Below are 15,630 nucleotides of genomic sequence, written 5' to 3'. Positions count from 1 at the left end.
CGATACTGGACCCATGACGCTCAGCCGCCGCCTCTCCTGGTTCCTGCTCGCCTTCGGGGTGTGGAGCTGGGTCATCTGGATCACTTTCGTCAAGAACCTCGTCAAGGACGGCAGCGGGCTGGCCTTCGACCATGGTCGTCCGACCGCGTACTTCTGGGTACACCTGCTGCTGGCCGTCGTCTCCTTCGTATTGGGGACGGTCATCGGGGGCATCGGGTTGCGTGGTCTGCGCACACTGCGCCGCACGTCATAACGGGGGTTCGTCCGGTCCGTAGATCACGTAGCATCCTGGTCGAATTGACCAACTGTCGTAGTTGTCCGTTTGGCTGGAGACATCTCCCGCCTCGACCAGGGACGACTGCGCAAGGGGGAAGGAAAAGACCAGGATGACCTCATCGAGTCTGCGCCGACGCGTCGCCGGAACCGCCGCCACCGTTCTGCTGATCGGTGCCGGAGCCCTGGCGACCGCGCCGTCGGCGGTGGCCAAGGCCAACCTGCTGTCCATCGACAAGGTGTCCCTGCACACCCCCGGCCTGCAGGTGAAGGTCACCTACTCCTGCGACGTCGGCATGGACCACGAGCTCGTGGCCAACGCCACCACGCTCGACCACAGCCCGCACGACCAGTCCATCGCCGCGGGCACCGTCAAGAAGGACCGGCTGGTCTGCGACTACGACCAGCATGTCGCGCTGGTGACCATGCGCCCGGCCGCGGGCGCGCACTTCGACAAGGGGGACAAGGCCAGGGTCACCGTCTTCTACTTCGACAACGACGGCTTCCGGTACGGCGACACGGAGACGGTCGCCGTCCTGTAGAACGGCGCCGCGGTGCTGCCCTCCCTGACCGGAATCGCTTCCACCCCTGTGAAGACGCTGTGAAACCCGGAGAAACAACGCCTGGGTAAGTTCTTGCTCATCTGGTCAGAAAGCCCTTCCCCCGGATCAAACTCATGTGATTAGGTGAGCCGCGTCACTTGGGGGAGTGGCCAAAACGTGCTGGCCAGGGGTAGGGGCCTGTTGGGGTCCTGGGGAGGGCACCATCCATGCGATCTGTTCGCATGCGCATTCTCGTGACGCTGCTCGTGCTCGCGGTCGTGGGAATCGGCGGCTGGCAGCTGCTGCCGTCGCAGGAGAACAAGAACAAGACGATCACGGTCGGTACGACGGACGCCGTCACGGACCTGGACCCGGCCGGCGCCTATGACGCCGGCTCGTGGGCCTTGTTCAGCAACGTCTTCCAGTCGCTGCTGACCTTCGATCCGGGCGGGGTCACCCCGGTCCCGGACGCGGCGAAGAGCTGCGCCTTCCAGGGCTCGGACCTGAAGACGTACCGGTGCACGCTGCGCTCCGGGATCACCTTCCCGAGCGGGCGGAAGATGACCGCCGAGGACGTGAAGTACTCCTTCGACCGGGTCAAGAAGATCAACTCCGATGTCGGCCCGGCGTCGCTGTTCGCCACGCTCGGCTCGGTGACCGCCGACGACGCCGCCACCGTCACCTTCCACCTGACCTCCCCGGACGCCACCTGGCCGCTCAAGGTCGCCACCGGCGCCGGGTCGATCGTCGACAAGGACACGTATCCGGCGAACGCCCTGCGCACCGGCACCTCGGTCGACGGCACCGGCCCGTACACGCTGACGTCGTACACGAAGGACGAGAAGGCCCAGCTCGCGCCGAACGGGCACTACGTGGGCTACCTCGGCGGCACCGGCCGGCCGGTCGAGCTGCGCTACTACACCGACTCGGCGAAGCTCGACAGCGCCTGGAAGGCCAAGCAGGTCGACGTCGCCACCCGGACCCTCTCGCCGGGCGTGCTCGCCCAGCTGAACCCCAGCGACCCCGACGAGCGCGTCACCGAGTCCGACAGCTCCGAGACCCGCAACCTGTACCTCAACACCCGCGCGGGCTCCCCGCTGCACGATGTGCGGGTGCGCCGCGCGATGGCCTGGCTGGTCAACCGCGAGCAGCTGGCCGCGACGGTCTACCAGGGCACCGTCGACCCGCTGTACTCGCTGATCCCGGCCGGCATCACCGGCCACGCCACGTCGTTCTTCGACGACTACCCGACGCAGTCCGCCGCCAAGGCCCGCGCACTGCTCACCCAGGCCGGCGTGAGCCTGCCGGTGCGCTTCACCTTCGGCTACGGCATCGGGCACGGCGCCGGCGCCGAGGAGGCCGCGCAGCTCAAGAAGCAGCTGGAGGCGAGCGGCCTGTTCCAGGTGGACGTCAAGGGCTACGAGTGGACCGACTTCCAGAAGCGCTGGGCCGCCGGGAAGATGGACGCCTGGGCGGTCGGCTGGGTGGCCGACTACCCCGACCCGGACACCTTCGGCGCCGCCCTCGTCGGCTCCGGCTCCACGATGAGCACCGGCTACAGCAACAAGGTCGTCGACCATCTCATCCAGGACAGCCAGCAGTACGCCGACCGCAGCGAGACCGTGAACGACTTCAAGGCCATCCAGTCGGACGTCGCCCAGGACGTCCCGCTGATCCCGCTGTGGCAGCGCAAGGAGTACGTGGTCAGCACCGAGGACGTCGGCGGCGGCCAGTACCTGGACGACGGCACGGGCGTCTTCCGCCTGTGGCGCCTGAACTGGATCTGATCAACCGCCCTGCCGCGCCCGCCCCTTGGCGCCGGGGTCCGGCAGGGCGCGGGTCATGCCGGGCAGGAAGTCCGTGAACAGCTCGTGGACCTCCAGGACCAGGGGGCGCAGCACCCGGAACCGGGCGAGCGCCACGCCGCGGGCGGTCAGCCGGGCGCCGCGCCGGGCCAGCCGGTAGCTGCGCTCGCGCCCCTCGGTCCGGTCGAAGATCCAGTACAGGACGAGCCCCATCTGGGCGAGCCACATCAACTCCGGGAGCACGTCCCGCAGTTCGGCCGGCACCTTGGACTTCGACCCGGCCAGCACCTCCCGGTGGATGGCGATCGCCTGGGCACGGGCGGGCGCGCTCTCCGGCGAGAAGGGGCTGAGCGGGCTGTCGGGGTCGGCGGCGTTCTTGAAGAACTGCACGGCGAACTCGTGGTACGGCCGCGCGATGTCGAGCCATCCGGTGAGCACGCCCGCGAGCCGCTCCTCCAGGCCCGTCTCCCGGTCTAGGACCTCCCGCACCGCGGCCTGCTGCTCGGCGGCGATCCGGTCGTAGAAGCCCTGGATCAGGTGTTCCTTGCCCGCGAAGTAGTAGTAGGCGTTGCCGACGGAGACCCCGGCCTCCTGCGCGATGGCCCGCATCGTGGTCTTGTCGTACCCGCGCTCCTGGAACAACCGCATCGCGGTCTCCAGGATCAGCGCACGGGTCTGCTCGGACTTGCTGCTGGGGGAGTCGGCCGGCTCCGGGCCGTCGTTCATCGCGGGCACGGTAGAAGAGCCTAGTCAGTGCGGGCGGGCCCGCGGTCAGCCCCTGCGTGCCAGTTCCCGGCGCTTGGTGTAGTCCGTGAAGCCGAGGATGTTGCCCCAGGGGTCGGCGATCTCGACGGTCCAGCCGGTGACCGTCCGGAACGCCTCGTCGAGCGGCCGGATCCCGGCCCCGGCCAGCCGCCGCGCCGCCGTCCGCGCGTCCGGCACCTCCAGCCAGATCCGCGGGGACGGCCAGGGCGGGGTCCGGCGCATCAGGGGCTCCTCGACCCGCAGCAGGATCCCCGGCGTCTCGCCGCCGACCCCCAGCTGCGCGATCCCGGCCTCGTCGAGGCGGAACCTCACGCCGAATCCGGCCCGCTCGTAGAACGCGACGGCCTCGCCGAGGTCGCCGACGGGCAGCAGGACGTTGTCGAAGCCGAGCAGTTCGTACGACTCATCGTCTGACATGACGTCAGATTAGAACCGGCCGACCGGGAAATCCGACCAAAACGCCCGAGGGCCCCGCTTCCGGAGTCGGAAGCGGGGCCCTCGGTGCGGTGGGCCGTCAGGCTCAGTAGCGGCGCGTGATCAGCGCGCGCTTGACCTCCTGGATCGCCTTCGTGACCTCGATACCGCGCGGGCAGGCGTCCGTGCAGTTGAAGGTCGTGCGGCAACGCCACACGCCGTCACGGTCGTTCAGGATCTCCAGGCGCTGCTCGCCCGCCTCGTCACGGCTGTCGAAGATGAAGCGGTGGGCGTTCACGATCGCGGCCGGACCGAAGTACTGGCCGTCGTTCCAGAACACCGGGCAGGACGACGTGCACGCGGCGCACAGGATGCACTTGGTGGTGTCGTCGAAGCGCTCGCGGTCCTCGGCCGACTGCAGACGCTCGCGCGTCGGCTCGTTCGTGTCCTTGGTGACCAGGAACGGCATGACGTCCCGGTACGCCTGGAAGAACGGCTCCATGTCGACGACCAGGTCCTTCAGGACCGTCAGGCCCTTGATGGGCTCGACCGTGATCGGCTTCTCGGGGTTGATGTCCTTGATCAGCGTCTTGCAGGCAAGGCGGTTCTTGCCGTTGATCCGCATCGCGTCCGAGCCGCAGATGCCGTGCGCGCACGAGCGGCGGAAGGTGAGGGTGCCGTCGACGTCCCACTTGATCTTGTGGAGGCCGTCGAGGACACGCTCCTTCGGGTCGATCTCCAGCTGGAAGTCTTCCCAGGTCGACTCCGCCGAGACCTCCGGGTTGAACCGGCGGACCCGGAAGGTGACCGTGATCAGGTGGGACGAGGCCGCGGCTTCCGCCTCCACCTTGTCCAGAACGGGGGTAGCCATCAGTACTTACGCTCCATCGGCTGGTAGCGGGTCTGGACGACCGGCTTGTAGTCGAGACGGATGGACTCGGCGCCGTCGTCGCCCACCTCGCGGTACGCCATGGTGTGGCGCATGAAGTTGACGTCGTCGCGGTTCGGGTAGTCCTCGCGGTAGTGACCGCCGCGGGACTCCTTGCGGGCCAGCGCGGACACGGCCATGACCTCGGCCAGTTCGAGCAGGTTGCCCAGCTCGATGGCCTCCAGCAGGTCGGTGTTGAACCGCTTGCCCTTGTCCTGGATCGAGACGTTCTTGTAACGCTCGCGCAGCTCGGCGATCTTCTCGACGGCCGTCTTGATCGTCTGCTCGGTGCGGAACACCATGACGTTGGCGTCCATGGTCTCCTGCAGCTCCTTGCGGAGCGTGGCCACCCGCTCGTTGCCGGTGGACTCGCGCAGCTGCTCGATCTGCTCGACGACGAACGCCTCGGGGTTCTCCGGCAGCTCGACGAAGTCGGCCTTCTGCGCGTACTCGGCGGCGGCGATGCCCGAACGGCGGCCGAACACGTTGATGTCCAGCAGCGAGTTGGTGCCGAGCCGGTTGGCGCCGTGCACGGAGACGCAGGCGACCTCGCCGGCCGCGTACAGACCCGGGACGACCGTGGTGTTGTCCGCCAGGACCTCACCCTCGACGTTCGTCGGGACGCCGCCCATCGCGTAGTGCGCGGTCGGCTGGATCGGGATCGGGTCCGTGTACGGCTCGATGCCGAGGTAGGTCCGCGCGAACTCGGTGATGTCCGGCAGCTTGGCGTCCAGCTGCTCCGGCGGCAGGTGCGTGAGGTCGAGGTAGACGTGGTCGCCCTCGGGACCGCAGCCGCGGCCCTCACGGATCTCCGTGTAGATGGAGCGGGACACGACGTCACGGGACGCGAGGTCCTTCATGACCGGCGCGTACTTCTCCATGAAGCGCTCGCCGTCCTTGTTGCGGAGGATGCCGCCCTCACCACGGGCGCCCTCCGTCAGCAGGATGCCCATGCGCCAGATGCCGGTCGGGTGGAACTGGAAGAACTCCATGTCCTCCAGCGGGATGCCCCGGCGGTAGCACGCGGCCTGGCCGTCACCGGTCAGGGTGTGCGCGTTGGAGGTCACCTTGAAGAACTTGCCGGTGCCGCCGGACGCGTAGATGACCGACTTCGCCTGGAAGATGTGGATCTCACCGGTGGCCAGCTCGTACGCCACGACACCGGCGGAGTGCTTGACCCCGTCGACCTCGGTGATCAGCTGGTCCAGGACGTAGAACTCGTTGAAGAACTCCACGCCCTCCTTGACGCAGTTCTGGTACAGCGTCTGGAGGATCATGTGGCCGGTGCGGTCCGCGGCGTAGCAGGACCGGCGCACCGGCGCCTCGCCGTGGTTGCGGGAGTGACCGCCGAAGCGGCGCTGGTCGATGGTGCCGTTCGGGGTCCGGTTGAACGGCAGGCCCATCTTCTCCAGGTCGAGGACGGCGTCGATGGCCTCCTTCGCCAGGATCTCGGCGGCGTCCTGGTCGACCAGGTAGTCACCGCCCTTGACCGTGTCGAAGGTGTGCCACTCCCAGTTGTCCTCCTCCACGTTGGCCAGCGCGGCGGCCATGCCGCCCTGCGCGGCGCCCGTGTGGGAGCGGGTGGGGTAGAGCTTGGTCAGCACGGCGGTGCGGCTGCGCTTCGTCGACTCGATGGCCGCACGCATGCCCGCGCCGCCGGCGCCGACGATGACGGTGTCGTACTTGTGGATCTTCATGATTCTCGCAGCCCCGTGCCTAGCGGATGTTCGGGTCGAAGGTGAAGATCACCAGCGAGCCAAGCAGGATGGTGAACACCGTGGCGGTGTAGAGCAGGCCCTTGAGCCACAGCCGGGTGTTCGCGCGCTCCGCGTAGTCGTTGATGACCGTGCGCAGGCCGTTGGCGCCGTGCAGCATGGCGAGCCACAGCATCAGCAGGTCCCAGACCTGCCAGAACGGGGAGGCCCAGCGGCCGGCCACGAAGGCGAAGCCGATCTTAGAGACACCGCCGTCCAGCACGAGCTGGATCAGCAGGTGGCCGAGGACCAGGACGACCAGCACGATGCCGGACAGGCGCATGAACAGCCAGGCCGCCAGCTCGAAGTTGCCCCGGGTCGACTTGGGGGTCTTCTTCGTGCGCTTGCGCGGCGCCTCGATCAGCGGGGCCGGGTTGTCGACGTCGTAGAACGCGTCGCCCTCGACGGGGCCGACACCGGACGCGGTGGTTTCAGTCGTGGACATCGGCGTCAGCTCCCGAACAGGACACGAGCGGCGTGGCCGAGCACGGGGTAGATCGCGCCGACCATCAGGACGATCCAGACACCCATCACGGTCCAGAACATCTGCTTCTGGTAGCGCGGGCCCTTCGACCAGAAGTCGACGGCGATGACGCGCAGGCCGTTGAGTGCGTGGAAGAGGATGGCGGCGACGAGGCCGTATTCGAGGCACGCGACGATCGGCGTCTTGTACGTGGCTACGACCTTGTCGTAGTCCTCAGGGGAGACACGCACGAGAGCGGTGTCGAGCACGTGGACGAACAGGAAGAAGAAGATGAGGACGCCGGTGACTCGGTGAGCCACCCAGGACCACATTCCTTCCCGGCCGCGGTACAGCGTTCCAGCCGGCACGGAAGTCCCTCCGGGAGCGGGGATTGGGGCCGCGCCGGCTTCTCTGTCGGTCGGGCCCGGCCGGGTACGGTCCACCGGCCCCCAGCATCGTATCCATGCGGTGCGGTGGCGCTTACGGGGGGCCTACCGGTGTGATCAAACTGGCACCGGATGGGGTATCGGCCGGGCGGCCACCGGGGTGGGGTGTCCGGTTATCTGCCGACTGCCGGTGCGTTGGGGCTGGTCGCTCCCCCACTCTCGGCTGCGCTCGAGCGGGGGGACCCCCATCGCGGCGGAGCCGCTGACGGATGCAGCCCCGCGCCCCCCAGGGAAACTGCCAGCCGGTTCCTCGCGAGGCGGCGGAGTTCCTCCGCGGCCACCACCCGTTCCTCCTCCGGATCGTTCGCCAATCGTGATCGGATGGCTTCGAGGATGCGGTCGAGGGTCTCGTCCGGGTGGACGTCACCCAGATAGATGACGAACGTGTGACCGAATCGAGCCTCGTACGCGGCGTGCGCCGCGCTCAGTGCCATGTGGGCCGCCGAGTACGTGCCCTCGGGGAGCTCGGGCAGCGACTCGCCCGCCAGGGCCTCCGACAGATCGCCCGGGGACAGGTCGTACGCCGCCTCGTCCGCCGCGGCCAGGAGGGCGTCCAGGTCGGGGTAGGGGCGGTGGTCCGTGATGCGGCGGGACCAGCGCAGGCTGTGCAGGCAGTGCAGGAGCAGCGCGTGGGCCTCTTCGGTGGGGGCCGCGTTGAAGGCGTCGAGGGGCCTCGGGAGAGACGGCAGGCGGTGGGCGGGCAGCGTGGGTCCTCGCGTCACATGTGGTGTGGCAGGGGATGCTGTGAAAGATGTGTCGTCAGGTTATCGAGAGTGGTCACTCCGTGTCTGGGTGGCGCCTGAAATTCACTCGCACGGAAGCGTTTCGGGGCGCGATGATGACGGGTGAACACACGAACGGCCGTACGTTGACCGCGTGACCCAGCACAGGCGCCGTGGCTCGGCGCAGCAGGTGATACGTAAGCGGGCCGTCGTGGCGGCCGCGTTCGTCGGGACCGTCGCGCTCGGCGTCGGGGTCGGCGTGTGGGCCTCGTCGGGCGGCGGGGGAGCCGGCGGCGCGGCCGCGGCGTCCCCCGCGAGTCCCACGCCGACCCGGTCCTATCCGTTGTCGCGGGCGCCGCGGACGATACCCGCGGTGCGCGCCTTCACGGCGGCGCGCGGGCCGGGCTGGACGCCGCGGAAGGGCGACCGGGTGGTGATCGGCGACCCCGCGCTGGCCGGCACGGGGCGGCTCATGGCCGGGGAGCTGGGCATCGCCTACGCGGGGGTGAAGGACGAGGGCGACGTCCGCGCGGGGGACGTCCGGCTCGCGCTCGGCGGCGGGGGCGGGAACCAGGAGTCGTACACGATGACCGTCCACGACGGGCGGGTGGACATCGGCGGACCCGGCGCGGCGGGGGTGTTCTACGGGACCCGCACGCTGAAACAGGAGGTCCACGGCGGCGGTACGGCGCCGGAGGGGGTCGTACGGGACGAACCCGCCAAGCAGGTGCGCGGGCTCATGCTCGACATCGCGCGCAAGCCGTTCTCCGAGTCCTGGATCGAGGACCGGATACGCGAGCTGGGGGACCTGAAGTTCAACGAGCTGGGGCTGCACTTCTCCGACGACCAGGCCTTCCGGATCGAGTCCGCCGGCCACCCCGAGATCGTCTCCAAGGACCATCTGACCACGGCACAGGTCAAGAGGATCGTGGCGCTGGCGGACAGCCGGCACATCACCGTCGTACCCGAGATCGACTCGCCGGGGCATCTGGGCGCCGCCCTCGCCGCCCACCCCGACCTGCAACTGCGCAACGCGAACGGGGTGCCGACGAAGGGTGCGATCGACATCTCGAAGCCCGCGTCCGGGAAGCTCGTGGACGACCTGCTGAACGAGTACGCGGGCCTGTTCACCGGCAACCGGTGGAACCTGGGCGGCGACGAGTACCAGGCGCTGACGGTGACGAACCCGCAGGTCTCGTACCCGCAGCTCGCGGACGCCGCGCGCAGGGCCCACGGCTCCGGCGGCACGGTCGCCGACCTGACCACCGGCTGGCTGGGCGACCGCGCCGACACCGTCCGGGCCCACGACCGCACGATCCGGGTCTGGAACGACGGCTTCTTCACGGGCACCTCCGTGCAGCCTGCGAAGGACCTCCAGGTCGCCTACTGGACCGGCAAGGAACTGGGCGCCCGGCAGCCGGTGGAGTACCTGAGCGCGGGCCGCGAGGTCGTCAACTACAACGACGAGTTCCTCTACTACGTCCTCGGCCAGCCGCAGACCTTCGTCTATCCGACCGGGCGGCGGATCTACGAGCAGTGGACCCCGCGGGTGCTGCGCGGTACGACCGCCGTACCGGCGCGGTACGACGGGCAGATCCTCGGCGGGTCGTTCGCGGTGTGGTGCGACTTCCCGAACGCGCAGACCGAGGCGCAGGTCGCGGCCGGGATCCGGCTGCCGCTGCAGGCGACGGTGCAGAAGCTGTGGGACCCGGGCAGGCCGTCCCTGTCCTGGGCGGACTTCCAGCGACTTTCGGCCACGCTGGGGTGAACGGGCGGTGCGCGTGCGGTCCCTGTGACACCCGGTGGAGTCCCGGCGCAGTAAGGGGAAGGACGGGGTCCGTACCGGTCGGCGCCCTGGCGTCGAGGGAGAGAGTCATGAGCCTGGTGGAGCGGATCGCTCAGGCCGACGAACGCGGGCTGGCCGCCAGTGGTTTGGCTTGTTTGGATCGGTGTCTGCCGTTGCTCGGCGCCGACGACGAGCTGCTGCGGCCCCTGTGGGCGAGCCTCGCCGACGGCTCCGACTGGGCCGCGGGCCTGGAGCGGGCCCGGGCCGGCGTCGACGCCGCGGAACCGGCCGGGGACGAGGCCGCGCGGCTGGCGCGGCGGATGCTGGAGGGGGCTCCGGCCGCGCGTACGGCCGAGGCGGTACGGCCCTGGGCCGACGCCTGCTCGGTCGCCTCGCTGCGGATCCACCGGCTGCTGGACCCCGCCGCCGACGACACCCCGGCCGCCGAGGGCCTCGACTCCGGGCGCGCGGGCGACACGGCGGACCTGCCGCCGCTGGTCGCTGCGGAGCTGCGCCGCCAGCGCACCGTCCTGGACCTCCTCGCCGAGCACGGCACCCACGGGCTGCGCGGCGCCCTGGACGTCTCGGTGGAAGGGCGCCGGGTGCTGCGGGCAGTGGTGTCGCGGCGGGCACGGAGTGCTCCGTGAGGACGCCGGACGGTATGCGCGCGGGCGGTCCTGTGATCGGCCTGCGGCGGACCTGGGGCGGACCTGGGGTGGTCCTGAAACGGTTGGCGCATCGACGCGAAACGCGGTGACGCTTCGCCCGTCCGGGTCGCTCTTCCCTATGTGACAGCCCAGGACGTGACAGCACAGCAGGAGACCCGGCCGCATGCCGCGGCGAAGCCGGTGCGGTGGGCGGCCGACACCGTGGCGATGGCGCGCGAGGGCGCCCGGGTGCGGCTCGACTACTCGGCGCAGAGCCTGTGGCGGGTGGACCGCATGATCGACGAGATCCGCCGCGAGAGTCCGCCGTACGCCGCCGTCGAGAGCGCGCTGCGCGGCTTCGGTGCCTACGCCGGCGAGGTGATCGTCCGCCAGTCGGGCGCCGAGTGGTGGGCGACCGGCGGAGAGCACTGGGTGCGCACCCCCGACGGCCGCATCTGGGACCCCATCGACGAGGCCCGCCGGGCCTACGGCGGCCACGGCTCCCTGCGCCTGCTGTGCCGGGACGCGAGCACCGGCCGGTGACGCGCGGAAGACCTGCGGCAGGCCCCGGCACTGTGACGTTTCCATGAGCTCCGGCGCTGATCTGGCTGGGGGCACGCGCGAGGCGGGAGGACACCGGGTCGCGCCGCGCGGATTCGCTGGGTACGGACGAGGACGGTTCTTGGGCCACGGAGGGGAACGCCGGCGCCGACAGGCGTACGACGCCGAGCTGGGCGAGGCCGTCGCACGTGCCCAGGAGGGGGACGAGGCCGCGTTCGCGGTCGCGTACCGCATCGTCCAGCCCGGGCTGCTCGGCTATCTGCGTGGCCTGGTCGGCGACGACGCGGAGGACGTGGCCTCCGACGCCTGGCTGGAGATCGCCCGGGACCTGGGCCGGTTCAAGGGCGACGGCGCCGGATTCCGCGGCTGGAGCGCCACCATCGCCCGGTACCGGGCCCTGGACCATCTGCGCCGGCAGCGGGTACGGCCCCGGGGGACCGCGCTCGAACAGGACGTACTGGACCTGCCCGGGCCGCACAGCACCCACGACCAGGCGCTGGAGTCCCTGTCCACCGAGCGCGCCCTCGAACTGGTCCGGGGGCTGCCCCCCGACCAGGCGGAGGCGGTGCTGCTGCGCGTCGTCGTCGGTCTGGACGGACCGGCCGCCGCGCGCGTCCTCGGCAAGCGGCCCGGCGCCGTGCGCACGGCCGCGCACCGGGGCCTGAAACGTCTCGCCCGCCAGCTGGGTGTGACGGATGACGGCTCCGGCACGCTGGGGGAGTCGACATGAACCATGGCGGACCGGCACCCGCGAGCGCGCGGATGAACGCCGGCGGCCATGGGCCGTATGGAACAGGGCCGAGCCGGGACGCCACGTGCGCCCCGCGCACGGCGAGGCGTGCGACCGGCCAGGCGGACGGCACGCGTGCGGCAGTTGTGGCGGACAGATCGGACAGGGACGGGAACTGACATGGGTGAACGGCACAGCGGCGGCGGACTGCCCGGCCGTCGGCACGTACACCCCGGCGCGGACGCCGCCCCCGGCTCCCGGTCCACCGCCGACGTGCCCGGCGGCGGCATCGCCGCGCTGGAAGCGAGCCTCGCCTGCGCCCTGCGCACCCGCCACCTCGACCCCGACGCCGAGCAGCATGCGGTGAGCGCGTTCCGCGCGGCACGGGACGCCGGCCCGCACCGGGCGCGGACCCGGCGCCGTGACGACTGGCGGCCCCGGCAGCCGTGGCGTGCGCGGCTGTCGGTGAAGGCCACGCTCTCGGTGTTCGCCGCGAGCCTCACGCTGGGCGGCGTCGCCGTGGCGGCGATCGGCGCGGTCGGCTCCTCGTCGGGCGGCGACCACGGCGACGCCCGTCCCGCGCACCCGGTGACGAGCGCCCCGGGGCGGGCCGGTGCCGGCGCGTCCGCCGGGTCGTCCGCCGCGCCCGGCGCGCACCCGGACCGCCCGGACACCGCCAAGGACACCCTGGCGCACTGCCGCGCCTACGCGCAGGTCACCGGTCAGGGCAAGTCGCTCGACGCCACGGCCTGGCAGCGCTTTCTGACGGCCGCGGGCGGCAAGGACCATGTCGCGGCCTTCTGCGCCCAGGCGGAGACGAGCAGCAAGAGCAGTAAGAGCAGTAAGAGCAGTAAGAACAGCAGCAGGGGTAGTGCCGGCAGATCTGCCGACAAGTCCCAAAGCGCCACTGAGAAGGGCAGGAGTGGTAAGTCCGGCCATTCTGCCGCGAGTTCGAAGCCGCCCCGCAAGAAGAAGTAGCGGTCCGGGAGAGGGGAAAGCGGTCCGCCGGGGCAACGGCCGGGGCCGCCACCCGTGGCTTGAAGAGCCTGTCGGCCAAGCCGGACGCCGCGCTTCGAGGGCCTGGCCCGCGACTCTCATCAGAGGCGAGCTCGTCCTGGGGAAACGCTGTCAGCTGCGCATCCATGCAGGTGATTCGACCCCGTTGAAGTCGTTCCACGCCACGCAGCAGGTACGGCACTCGGGCCCCACGTGTTGCCACACAGACTTGAGATCGAAGCCTCTGTCCCAGGCGTTCAGGAGCCACCGCGCCACTTCTCAACGTCTGCCCGATCTTCAGAAGCAAGCATGTCGCTGATCGCGAGCAGGTCGTCCCACCACGGTGGTGTCGACATTGATCCCACTTCACATGCGACGCGTCTTGTATGTCACGAATCTGCCTTTCCAGATATTTCGATCCGCTTGGCGACCTTAGTCGGCCCCCGGCCGTGCAGAGGTCTCGGCCGATGCGAGGCATCCCTCGCCGGGCTGCATCATGGCCCGGTACGGAGGGCGCGGGGTCGAAGGGGTCCGCAAGCCGACGTCCGGCACGGCTCGGCGCATCGTGCTGGACAGGATCACGTGAGGCGTCTGGCCCGCTGGTCGCGCGTTGGTCGCGCCGGTCCCGGGCTTCGCGCAAAACCCCAGGTCAGAGCCGTAGGATCGAAGCAACGGCCGGGGCCGCCACCCCCCACAGGAGAGGCCCCGGCCGTCGCGCGGACGGGCCGCGCACGGCCCGTACTTCCTACAGCGCCATGAGTGCGTTTTCTGTCACACCCCGATCCCGCACATGCTCACCCTGCGCACTCCCGCACCTGGTCACGAGTTAGTTGCATCGTCTACATACTCGTCGACGGACGTGGACGAGGACCGCTTTGACGCCGTAACGTGCCTTTCGCGCCGGACCAGGAAACAGGCGTAAAGGGAGTCACGTGCTGGGGGACGACGCGGAGCTGACCGCCGCGGTGCGTGCGGCACAGGACGGGGACGAGGCCGCATTTCGTACGGTGTACCGCGCCGTGCAACCACGGCTGCTCGGTTACGTCCGCACGCTGGTCGGGGATCCGGATGCCGAAGACGTCGCGTCGGAGGCCTGGTTGCAGATCGCCCGCGACCTGGACCGCTTCAGCGGAGACGCGGACCGGTTCCGCGGCTGGGCCGCCCGGATCGCCCGCAACCGTGCCCTGGACCACATACGGATGCGCGGCCGGCGCCCCGCCATAGGCGGCGACGAGACGGAACTGACCGGCCGGGCAGCCGAGTCCGACACGGCCGGCGAGGCCATCGAGGCGCTGGCCACCGACAGCACCCTCTCCCTCATCGCGCGGCTCCCGCAGGACCAGGCCGAGGCGGTCGTCCTGCGCGTGGTGGTCGGCCTCGACGCCAAGACCGCCGCCGAGACGCTCGGCAAACGCGCCGGTGCCGTACGCACCGCGGCGCACCGAGGCCTGAAGCGGCTCGCGGAGCTGCTCGGCCAGGATCCGGAATCGGCGGGTGCCCTCGACGCGCTCCCACCCCAGCGAGAACCGCGCCGCGGCGCGGTGTCGTCCGCAACTGTGACGCATACGCGTACGCGGACGCAGAAGGACATGTGATGGCCGACGAGCACGACAAGTGGCTGAACCGTGAGACGGCGGAACGTCTGCTGCGCGGTGAGTCGCTGGAAGTCGTCGACGCTCGCGCACGTGACCAGGCCGAACGCCTTTCCCGCGCGCTCGGCGCGCTGTCCGCGCAGGGGGCTGCCGCCACCGGTGAACTTCCCGGCGAACAGGCCGCCCTGGCCGCGTTCCGCAAGGCCCGCGAGGCCGCCGAGGCCGAGCGGACCGCCGCCGCCCTCGCCGAGGGCGCCTTCGGCGAGCGCTCCGGCAGCCCCGCCCCGCCCTCCGACGCCGGTCTGATCCGCATCGGCGCCCCGGCCCGCACGGCCCGTACCGGAATCCCGGGCGGCCGTCCCCGTCGCCGCCGCTGGGCCCGCCCGGTGCGCCTCGCGCTCGCCGCGGGAGTGAGCGCGGGCATGCTCGGCGGGGTCGCCATGGCCGTCGGGAGCGGGGTGCTGCCCACGTTCGGGACCGAGCGGCCCGGCCCCGCCGCCTCCGTCTCGGCCGGCCAGAGCTCCGCCTCACCGCTCGCCTCGGTCGCGCCGTCCGCCCCCGTGAGCCCCGGCCCGGGCGTGCCGAGCGGCGCGGGCACGAGCCCGGGCGCCACCCCGGGCGCGGGCACCGGACCGGGCCCCGGCGCAAGTCCGGGCGCCCCGAGCGGGGCTCCGGACGGCAGTGGGCAGGATCTCGCCGGGGTCTGCCGGGCCATTCGCGACGGCAAGGCGCCCGACCCCGGCCGGATGCGCATGCTGGAGGACCTGGCGGGCGGGTCCTCGCGGGTCGACCGCTTCTGCAAGCTGCTCCTGGGTGCCGTCGGCTCCGGGCTCGGCGGCGACGCCGGTGACCCGGGAAAGCACCTGGGCAAGGGCAAGGGGAACGGCGGCGGCCAGGGCAAGGGCGGTGACGGCGCGGGGCAGGGTGACGACGGCGGTCACCCGGGAGGCGGCGACCACGGCGGCGACCGCTCCGGTCAGGGCGGCGGTCACGGCCAGGGCGGTGACGGCGGCAGCGGCGGTGACCAGGGCAACGGTGGCGGGTCCCACGGCGACGCCGCACCAGCAAGCCCCTGACCTGCGATTTTGTAATCGGCGAAAATTTTTCGGCGCAGGGTGTGACGTTTCCGGAGCCCACGGCGCAGTACAGAGTGAGCCGACTGGTCATCGGCCGTCGCACTGAGCCGGGGTTCCCCCCGTACCCACG

General features: G+C 70.8%; 17 protein-coding genes. 10 read left to right on the top strand and 7 right to left on the bottom strand.

Going from position 1 to position 15,630, the window contains the following annotated elements; all coding sequences use genetic code 11:
* Positions 1–13 precede the first annotated feature (13 nt).
* The 3 genes from BIV25_RS00455 (at position 14) to BIV25_RS00445 (ending at position 2,602) form a co-directional block, all read left to right on the top strand.
* Positions 14–253, top strand: a complete 240-nt coding sequence (locus BIV25_RS00455; RefSeq protein ID WP_071370040.1) for an SCO4848 family membrane protein — start codon at positions 14–16, stop codon at positions 251–253.
* A gap of 133 nt (positions 254–386) precedes the next feature.
* Positions 387–815 (top strand): hypothetical protein, encoded by a 429-nt coding sequence (locus BIV25_RS00450; RefSeq protein ID WP_071370039.1) that lies wholly within the window; start codon positions 387–389, stop codon positions 813–815.
* Between the two features lie 242 nt (positions 816–1,057).
* Positions 1,058–2,602 carry an ABC transporter substrate-binding protein gene (locus BIV25_RS00445; RefSeq protein WP_079176348.1) on the top strand — a complete coding sequence of 515 codons (1,545 nt, stop codon included), beginning with the start codon at positions 1,058–1,060 and terminating at the stop codon, positions 2,600–2,602.
* On the opposite strand, the gene BIV25_RS00440 is transcribed toward BIV25_RS00445, so the two are convergent.
* From BIV25_RS00440 to BIV25_RS00410, 7 genes are all read right to left on the bottom strand, one after another.
* Positions 2,603–3,355: a TetR family transcriptional regulator gene (locus BIV25_RS00440; RefSeq protein ID WP_071370037.1), complete on the bottom strand. Its 753-nt coding sequence runs from the start codon at positions 3,353–3,355 to the stop codon at positions 2,603–2,605. It abuts the gene before it with no gap.
* 36 nt (positions 3,356–3,391) lie between these two features.
* A complete protein-coding gene (locus BIV25_RS00435; protein ID WP_071370036.1) occupies positions 3,392–3,802 on the bottom strand; it encodes a VOC family protein in 411 nt (136 codons plus the stop codon).
* 103 nt (positions 3,803–3,905) lie between these two features.
* Positions 3,906–4,670 (bottom strand): succinate dehydrogenase iron-sulfur subunit, encoded by a 765-nt coding sequence (locus BIV25_RS00430; RefSeq protein ID WP_071370035.1) that lies wholly within the window; start codon positions 4,668–4,670, stop codon positions 3,906–3,908.
* Positions 4,670–6,424, bottom strand: coding sequence for a succinate dehydrogenase flavoprotein subunit (gene sdhA / locus BIV25_RS00425; protein ID WP_071370034.1), 1,755 nt, complete (start codon positions 6,422–6,424; stop codon positions 4,670–4,672). The genes BIV25_RS00430 and sdhA overlap by 1 nt, the downstream gene beginning before the upstream one ends.
* A gap of 19 nt (positions 6,425–6,443) precedes the next feature.
* The gene (locus BIV25_RS00420) at positions 6,444–6,926 is read right to left on the bottom strand and encodes a succinate dehydrogenase hydrophobic membrane anchor subunit (protein WP_071370033.1); all 483 of its coding nucleotides are present in this window, start codon (positions 6,924–6,926) and stop codon (positions 6,444–6,446) included.
* 5 nt (positions 6,927–6,931) lie between these two features.
* Positions 6,932–7,312 (bottom strand): succinate dehydrogenase, cytochrome b556 subunit, encoded by a 381-nt coding sequence (sdhC, locus tag BIV25_RS00415; protein ID WP_079173146.1) that lies wholly within the window; start codon positions 7,310–7,312, stop codon positions 6,932–6,934.
* Positions 7,313–7,503: 191 nt separating this feature from the next.
* Positions 7,504–8,112: a 2-oxo-4-hydroxy-4-carboxy-5-ureidoimidazoline decarboxylase gene (locus BIV25_RS00410; protein ID WP_079176347.1), complete on the bottom strand. Its 609-nt coding sequence runs from the start codon at positions 8,110–8,112 to the stop codon at positions 7,504–7,506.
* A gap of 154 nt (positions 8,113–8,266) precedes the next feature.
* Here BIV25_RS00410 and BIV25_RS00405 point away from each other — a divergent pair, with 154 nt between their 5' ends.
* From BIV25_RS00405 to BIV25_RS00375, 7 genes are all read left to right on the top strand, one after another.
* A complete protein-coding gene (locus BIV25_RS00405; RefSeq protein WP_079176346.1) occupies positions 8,267–9,880 on the top strand; it encodes a glycoside hydrolase family 20 protein in 1,614 nt (537 codons plus the stop codon).
* 107 nt (positions 9,881–9,987) lie between these two features.
* On the top strand, positions 9,988–10,545 hold the full coding sequence (locus BIV25_RS00400; RefSeq protein ID WP_071370031.1) for a hypothetical protein: 558 nt from the start codon (positions 9,988–9,990) through the stop codon (positions 10,543–10,545).
* A gap of 156 nt (positions 10,546–10,701) precedes the next feature.
* On the top strand, positions 10,702–11,088 hold the full coding sequence (locus BIV25_RS00395) for a hypothetical protein (RefSeq protein WP_079176345.1): 387 nt from the start codon (positions 10,702–10,704) through the stop codon (positions 11,086–11,088).
* Positions 11,089–11,227: 139 nt separating this feature from the next.
* Positions 11,228–11,836, top strand: coding sequence for an RNA polymerase sigma factor (locus tag BIV25_RS00390; protein ID WP_071370029.1), 609 nt, complete (start codon positions 11,228–11,230; stop codon positions 11,834–11,836).
* A 180-nt stretch (positions 11,837–12,016) separates the two neighbouring features.
* Positions 12,017–12,814 (top strand): hypothetical protein, encoded by a 798-nt coding sequence (locus BIV25_RS00385; RefSeq protein WP_071370028.1) that lies wholly within the window; start codon positions 12,017–12,019, stop codon positions 12,812–12,814.
* A gap of 950 nt (positions 12,815–13,764) precedes the next feature.
* Positions 13,765–14,427 (top strand): RNA polymerase sigma factor, encoded by a 663-nt coding sequence (locus BIV25_RS00380; protein WP_071370027.1) that lies wholly within the window; start codon positions 13,765–13,767, stop codon positions 14,425–14,427.
* Positions 14,427–15,500, top strand: coding sequence for a hypothetical protein (locus BIV25_RS00375; RefSeq protein WP_071370026.1), 1,074 nt, complete (start codon positions 14,427–14,429; stop codon positions 15,498–15,500). Before BIV25_RS00380 ends, BIV25_RS00375 begins: the two co-directional genes overlap by 1 nt.
* Positions 15,501–15,630 lie beyond the last annotated feature (130 nt).

Origin of the sequence: Streptomyces sp. MUSC 14 (assembly GCF_001866675.1) — a bacterium.
GTDB lineage: Bacteria > Actinomycetota > Actinomycetes > Streptomycetales > Streptomycetaceae > Streptomyces.
This window is presented reverse-complemented; position numbering and strand designations above follow the sequence as displayed.

Excerpts from the sequence above, each read along its gene's own strand:
- BIV25_RS00455 (WP_071370040.1), top strand. The coding sequence starts at position 14 with ATGACGCTCAGCCGCCGCCTCTCCTGGTTCCTGCTCGCCTTCGGGGTG.
- BIV25_RS00450 (WP_071370039.1), top strand. The coding sequence starts at position 387 with ATGACCTCATCGAGTCTGCGCCGACGCGTCGCCGGAACCGCCGCCACC.
- BIV25_RS00445 (WP_079176348.1), top strand. The coding sequence starts at position 1,058 with ATGCGCATTCTCGTGACGCTGCTCGTGCTCGCGGTCGTGGGAATCGGC.
- BIV25_RS00435 (WP_071370036.1), bottom strand. The coding sequence starts at position 3,802 with ATGTCAGACGATGAGTCGTACGAACTGCTCGGCTTCGACAACGTCCTG.
- BIV25_RS00430 (WP_071370035.1), bottom strand. The coding sequence starts at position 4,670 with ATGGCTACCCCCGTTCTGGACAAGGTGGAGGCGGAAGCCGCGGCCTCG.
- sdhA (WP_071370034.1), bottom strand. The coding sequence starts at position 6,424 with ATGAAGATCCACAAGTACGACACCGTCATCGTCGGCGCCGGCGGCGCG.
- BIV25_RS00420 (WP_071370033.1), bottom strand. The coding sequence starts at position 6,926 with ATGTCCACGACTGAAACCACCGCGTCCGGTGTCGGCCCCGTCGAGGGC.
- BIV25_RS00400 (WP_071370031.1), top strand. The coding sequence starts at position 9,988 with ATGAGCCTGGTGGAGCGGATCGCTCAGGCCGACGAACGCGGGCTGGCC.
- BIV25_RS00385 (WP_071370028.1), top strand. The coding sequence starts at position 12,017 with ATGGGTGAACGGCACAGCGGCGGCGGACTGCCCGGCCGTCGGCACGTA.
- BIV25_RS00375 (WP_071370026.1), top strand. The coding sequence starts at position 14,427 with ATGGCCGACGAGCACGACAAGTGGCTGAACCGTGAGACGGCGGAACGT.